This is a genomic window from Hydrocoleum sp. CS-953 (genome assembly GCF_002260545.1).
Lineage (GTDB): Bacteria > Cyanobacteriota > Cyanobacteriia > Cyanobacteriales > Microcoleaceae > Trichodesmium.
Window position 1 is genome coordinate 1 of the sequence record NZ_LGSU01001056.1, and the last position, 6,397, is coordinate 6,397.

At 34.7% G+C, this 6,397-nt stretch carries 4 protein-coding genes; all 4 read right to left on the bottom strand.

What is annotated here, in order from left to right; all coding sequences use genetic code 11:
• Positions 1 to 706 precede the first annotated feature (706 nt).
• The 4 genes from AFK68_RS15575 to AFK68_RS45340 all read right to left on the bottom strand — a co-directional run bounded on the left by AFK68_RS15575 (position 707) and on the right by AFK68_RS45340 (position 6,157).
• Positions 707 to 2,245 carry a carboxypeptidase M32 gene (locus AFK68_RS15575; RefSeq protein WP_094673582.1) on the bottom strand — a complete coding sequence of 513 codons (1,539 nt, stop codon included), beginning with the start codon at positions 2,243 to 2,245 and terminating at the stop codon, positions 707 to 709.
• Between the two features lie 406 nt (positions 2,246 to 2,651).
• Positions 2,652 to 4,730, bottom strand: a complete 2,079-nt coding sequence (locus tag AFK68_RS15580; RefSeq protein WP_094673583.1) for a tetratricopeptide repeat protein — start codon at positions 4,728 to 4,730, stop codon at positions 2,652 to 2,654.
• A gap of 104 nt (positions 4,731 to 4,834) precedes the next feature.
• Positions 4,835 to 5,842 (bottom strand): ATP-binding protein, encoded by a 1,008-nt coding sequence (locus AFK68_RS15585; RefSeq protein WP_371357405.1) that lies wholly within the window; start codon positions 5,840 to 5,842, stop codon positions 4,835 to 4,837.
• Between the two features lie 96 nt (positions 5,843 to 5,938).
• A complete protein-coding gene (locus tag AFK68_RS45340) occupies positions 5,939 to 6,157 on the bottom strand; it encodes a hypothetical protein (RefSeq protein ID WP_371357406.1) in 219 nt (72 codons plus the stop codon).
• Positions 6,158 to 6,397 lie beyond the last annotated feature (240 nt).

The window sequence follows — 6,397 nt, forward strand, 5'->3', positions numbered from 1 at the left end:
CAGCCTATTCCATGTAACTGTGGTACACTGATTTTAGTAGATTTGATTAAATGACATGAAAACTTTATTCCATACTTCAAAAACTATTTAAAAATTTAGCGCCACTGTACCTCATAAACCTGGAATCCCCTGTATCACAAACCTTCAGCGCTTTAACAGAACAACCGTTATTACTTCCGAATTATTATCATCCTTCTGACTTCTAATACCAATTTTAAAAAAGAATGTTAGGAATAATAAACATTATTAAAATATTTTATCGGAAATTTTTCTTTGATGAAAAAGATAACTTATATCATGTCCGCTGGTATGGTCGCGTCGTGTGAAACTTGGGTAAATATTTACCTAATTTAAGGTTTTTCCTTTTCTTTTTCCTTCTTTATTCTTCCTTCTCTCCTAGATAATATGAGCCTTCTTCCTTAACTTCTCACTTGCAATACTGATGGTACCAGACATGATATTACAAGACAAAAAAAAGTATCAAACCTATTCTATTCATTCTGACTCCTGACTCCTCAGAAATACTCTAGCTATTTGTAGCCAAAACTTATCAAAATGATATAACTTGCTAAGACAAATTTAAAATGTGTCTTAGCTTATTCCCTACCTCTACAAAATCTTGAATTATTAAATCAGTAATCAGGAAAAATATTAGAGCAAAAATCTTAATCTCAGCTTAATTCCCTGTTTTGAAAAAACTTTTTATTCAAGCAATAACTGGAAGTTTAAGATCATATATATTGCTATATTTATCCTGAATATAACGAATAAACGGGTCAATACTTAAAGGTTTACCCGTTACTCGATTAATTAGTTCATTTGCAGTATACTTACGACCATGTTGATGAATATTCTGTTTCAACCATTTATGCAGAAGAGTAAAGTTACCTCGTTCAATACCAAAACTAATTTCAGGGTCAAATTTAACTGAAGCTTCATAAATTTGAGCAGCTATTAAATTACCTAGAGTATAGCCTTGAAACATTCCCCCAACCATATCACCATACCAATGTACATCTTGCATTACCCCTTCACTATCATTAGCAGGAACAAGACCTAAATCTGTTTTATAACGTTCATTCCAGGCTTCGGGAAGGTCTTGAACAGCTAACTTTCCTTCCAACATAGCCAACTCTAAATCAAATCTAATCATCACATGAAGATTGTATGTCACCTCATCAGCATCAGTACGAATGGGCGACTTTTCTACCTTATTAATAGCCCGATAAAATTTGGAAACAGGAATTGAACTAAGTTGCTGGAGAAAAATACCCTGTAGTTGAGGATAAAAACATTCCCAAAATCCACGACTACGACCTACTATATTTTCCCATAATCTAGATTGGCTTTCATGGATACCACTAGAACTTCCTTCGGCAAGGGGAGTACCTTCTAATTCTAAAGCAATACCTTGTTCATAGAGGGCATGGCCTACTTCATGGATGGTACTAAATAAGGCTTCAGTAAAGTTATATTCATACACACGAGTGGTAATACGAACATCCCCAATAGAAAAGCTAGAGGTAAAGGGATGGGGTGTTTCATCTTGTCGCCCCCGTTGAAAGTCAAAGCCAATACGTTCAATAACAGTATGCCCAAACTTTAGTTGTTGTTTTTTTGGATAATGTTGGTACAGACAAGAATCGTCTATAGGTGGTGAAGAGGTAATAGCTTCAACAATGGGTAGTAATTTTTGGCGCAGTTTGTTAAATAAAGGGCGGAGGATGGAGACTGTCATACCTTCATCTACAAAGTCGATGAGGGGATCGGCAATATGTTTGTAGGGGAAAAAGCTGGCTAATTCTTGGCTCAGGTCTAATGTTTTTTCTAAGTAGGGTTGTACTAGGGAGAAGTCTTTAAGTGATTTGGCTTTAACCCAGGTTTCATAAGATACAGCCTGATGTTGACAGAATTTGGCCATAAATTCTGGGGGAACTCGGATGGCACGTTCATAGTCTCGGCGAGTAACACGGATCAGGCTAGCTTCGCTAGAGTCGTAGGGAAGGCTTTTTTCGTAGGGGCGTAGGTCTTCGAGGAGTTGACCTATACTTGGGTCGGTAAATTTTTCATGGGCAAATTCTTTGAGGGTAGCTATTTGTCGGCCTCTGGCATAAGTTCCTCCAGTGGGCATATAGGTGGTTTGGTCCCAATTTAGTACGCAGGCGGCGACTTCTAAGTCTTGTATTTGGGTAAGACGGTTTTTGAGTTCTAGATATTTTGGTTCACAAAGACTAATAGTTGACATGATGACAATATAATGTTATTTAATGCGAGTTTTATTTAATTTTTTGCTTATTAGGTGGGGTGAAATATATTAAGTTTATGGTAAACTGCATTCTACCTAAATTCAGTATTAAGTATAGGCAAATTTACACTTTTGATTTTGTTTAGGAATCAGGAGTTAGGAGTTAGGTAGGGGAGCTGTGGGATTGGCGATGTACAGAATTTTAAAGGTTTTTCGTTAATATTAACTGTTATAGAAGTTTTCTGTGTGGCGATCGCTTTTGAAGAAGTTAGAAGTTAGAAGTTAGAACTCAGAAGTAATCTATGAATGAGTTGTAGAATTTATACCGCGCCCTATTTATGTAGTGCTATGCTAGATTATTTACTAAGTAATATTGATGGTTTATTGCTGATTTTCTTTTCCTCAATTAGATATCTAAGATAGTAAGGCTTTTATCTGTCGTTTCAACTAAACCTACTACTGAATTATCTGTCTGAGAGAGTAAAGCTTTTATCTGAGGATTTTCTAATAATTTTTCCGCATCTGCTAATAGTTTTTTGCCCCAATTTTCTTTTTTGAGACGTTGCAAGTTTCCCCAATTTTTGTCTAATTTTAGTGCTGCTTCAGCTATTGTTAAACCTTCTGTAATTTTCCCTTTGTTGTAGAGGGCAACTCCTATTGCTAATTGAGGTTCTACTTCTAAATCTAAATCTTCTTTTGTAATTTGAATAGCAACTTGCCAATTTTTTATAGCCTCATCTACTTTTTCGATTTCATATTTAACTAAGCCAATATTAATAATAGCACCTTTATAGTCTGGTTTAATTTCTACAGCTTTTTCATAAGCAGTAATTGCCTGTTCATATCTTTCTAAATTTATCAGTGCATCGCCTTTATTGTTCCAAGCATAGTGATAGTCTGGTTTGATTTCTAAAGCTTTTTCATAAGCAGCAATTGCCTGTTCATATCTTTCTAATTTTCTCAGTGCATCGCCTTTATTGTTCCAAGCATAGTGATAGTCTGGTTTGATTTCTAGAGCTTTTTCATAAGCAGCAAGAGCTTCTTCATATCTGCCTAAAAGTAACAGAGCAGTGCCTTTACCATTCCAAGCATAGTGATAGTCTGGTTTGATTTCTAGAGCTTTTTCATAAGCAGCAAGAGCTTCTTCATATCTTTCTAAATTTCCCAGAGCATTGCCTTTATTATCCCAAGCATAGTGATAGTCTGGTTTAATTTCTAAAGCTTTTTCATAAGCAGCAATTGCCTGTTCATATCTTTCTAAATCACTCAATACATTACCTTTACCATTCCAAGCATAGTGAAAGTCTGGTTTAATTTCTAAAGCTTTATCAAAAGCAGAAATCGCCTGTTCATATCTTTCTAAATCACTCAGTACATTGCCTTTACCATTCCAAGCATAGTGATAGTCTGGTTTAATTTCTAAAGCTTTTTCATAAGCAGCAATTGCCTGTTCATATCTTTCTAAATTTCCCAGTGCATTGCCTTTATTGTACCAAGCATAGTGAGAGTCTGGTTTAAATTCTAAAGCTTTATCATAAGCAGCAATTGCCTGTTCATATTTTTCTAAATTTTCCAGTGCATCGCCTTTATTTCTCCAAGCTTTGTGATAACATCGATTAATTTCTATGGCTTTATCATAAGCAGCGATCGCCTGTTCATATCTTTCTAAATTTTCCAGTGCAATGCCTTTATTGTTCCAAGCTTCGTAATTATTTGGTTCTATTTCTAAGGCTTCATCACAAGCTAATATTGCTTCTTCATTTTGGTTTAACCTTCTATCTAGAGAAGCCTCTCTGACTAACAAATCTGCTTTTTGCTCAACAGGAAGCAAATCTTCATCAAGTAAACTTTTAATTCTCACCCACTCATGCTTACGTTCTTGTCGAGTAAACTCTATATAATCATCTAATTCTTTTCCAGAAACTGCCAAAGATTCCTTTCGCACAGTTTCCTCATCCATGGGAAATTGAAATAACCCAGAACGCCAATCAAAAAAATCTGGCGCACGTTTAATCAGATAATCTAAAGCAAACCTTGGTAACAGAAACACAAAGCAAATATCAAAATCATCCCTAAACCTTTCTCGCTGCTGATTCAAATTAATCAAAACCGGAGGAACTCCCCTTTTACTAATAGAAATAATCTCATTATTATCCAAACCCCGTTCTTTCATATCCTCCTCATATTGATACAGAGAATATTCCAAACCAGTCACAAACAAAATCTCAATATCTGCCAGTAATGGTAATTCTTTAACTCGGTTATAAAAATTATAAGTAGTCTTATCCAAACGCAAAACTTCTACTCTTGCTTCGAGAATATCCTGTCGCACCTTTTCCATAATTTTTGTTCCCTGTGCTGGGGAACATTCCACAAACAATAAACCAAAACCTTCAATAAATGTAATAACATTCAATAGGTCTTGATATTCCTCTGCAAATGTCAATGGTAAATCCACTTCCCTATCAATAACTTCTAGTTTCATTGCAGCAACTCCTTCAATTGAAGATTTCAGGTTTGTCAGGTGGGCAAAAATTAATTCATTTATATTTATCTCAATTAAGTAAAATTTGCCCAGCCTACTTTTTTCTAGCTTCCTTTTATCAACTCCTTAAATTCCCGAACTCCTTTGATTAAAGGATGAACATCATACCAAGTTTGCTTTTCTCCCTCTTCATCAAAGTAAATATATTCTAGTAAACAACGACTAAACAATAAATTGCGGTGTCCCTGATCGTTATCTATACTTTTAGAACCAAAAACATCAGCTAATATTTGCCATTCCTCTTTTTCAACTGACCTCTTATAAGGAAGTCTTGCTTCCGTAATTGCTCTTTGTAAGACTTTAGCAGAAATAGGTAATTGACCTCCAGCACGTTTAATTACATTTTGCATTAATAACATTAAATCCCTGACATGACCCCCACTCATTAAGCAAAGTCGATCTAATACTTCTCGACTTTCAAATACATCTGTTTCTAAAGATAAATCTGGATTAACTTCCCTAACTCGTCTATCAATAATTTCCCTAATTGTAGCAACTCCCAATTCAGAAACTTCCCCCTCTGGAGTCCCCACCATAATCATTGGCAAAACTTGGGGATCGTCATATTCCAGTTTGAGATTTGGTGCGTGATTAGAATAGACCATGGAAATAGGAATTGTATAAATTGTATGGCAATCTAATCCTTTTAATTGGGCACTACGGTCAATAAAAATTTCATCGTGATTACTACGTCCGTCTGGCTGAACAATTGGTACAATGCGGTCTAAACTATCAGCAATTATTACCAGTTCAGAACCAGATTCTAATTTCTTTTTACCATCACGAATAAAAGTATTTATCGCATCAATTAAACTTTCAGTATAAGGATTAATCTTTTCTCTAATTTTTTTTCTTAAGGTAGGTTCAGTTCTAATATTTGCCGTAAGTTTTGCATATTGACTAATTTGTGATTCAAGTGCCAAACTTTCCAAAGATATTTCTGTAGTTGCTAAATCTTTTAAATCTGCCCACCGCCCTTTTAACCAATCTAATAGTGGTTGAGGATTAGCTTTTTTCAGATGTTCTAATAAATGTCTCGTACAAGCCAACAAAATATCAGCATATTCCGTATCTTCTGGATTAATATCTTCTTTTACAGCATCGAAATAAACGACAAAATATTTGTTATTTTCTAGGTATTTTTTAAGTCATAAAAGTTCTGTTGACTTACCCGCACCCCGATGTCCGGCATAAAGTTGACAAGTATTATTATCAGAGTATTCAATATTAGTAGCTAAATCTGTAATAATATCTCCATCTCCCCTTACTTCCCGACAATCAACATATACCGGACTCCCAGGTTGTAGAGGTTCAAAAGGTTTAAAAGCATTAAATAATCTTTTTAATAAATCTCTCTGATTTATCATCTATTAAAAATCTCCTTTTTTTTATTTGGTATGATAATAATCCTAAATGATTAGTTAAAAAAACTGTAAGGGTTTGGTCTTCAAATCACATTTGAGCTTGGGTTTGGAGACCAAACCCCTACGATATATTTAGAATTGATATATAAACATTATTCAGTAAACAATTTACAAATTATCTGAGCAATTTCAATTTTTCTATTAGTAGGTGAAAGGTTTACCATCTGTTAATGTGTATATATC

Excerpts from the sequence above, each read along its gene's own strand:
- AFK68_RS15575 (WP_094673582.1), bottom strand. The coding sequence starts at position 2,245 with ATGTCAACTATTAGTCTTTGTGAACCAAAATATCTAGAACTCAAAAAC.
- AFK68_RS15580 (WP_094673583.1), bottom strand. The coding sequence starts at position 4,730 with ATGAAACTAGAAGTTATTGATAGGGAAGTGGATTTACCATTGACATTT.
- AFK68_RS45340 (WP_371357406.1), bottom strand. The coding sequence starts at position 6,157 with ATGATAAATCAGAGAGATTTATTAAAAAGATTATTTAATGCTTTTAAA.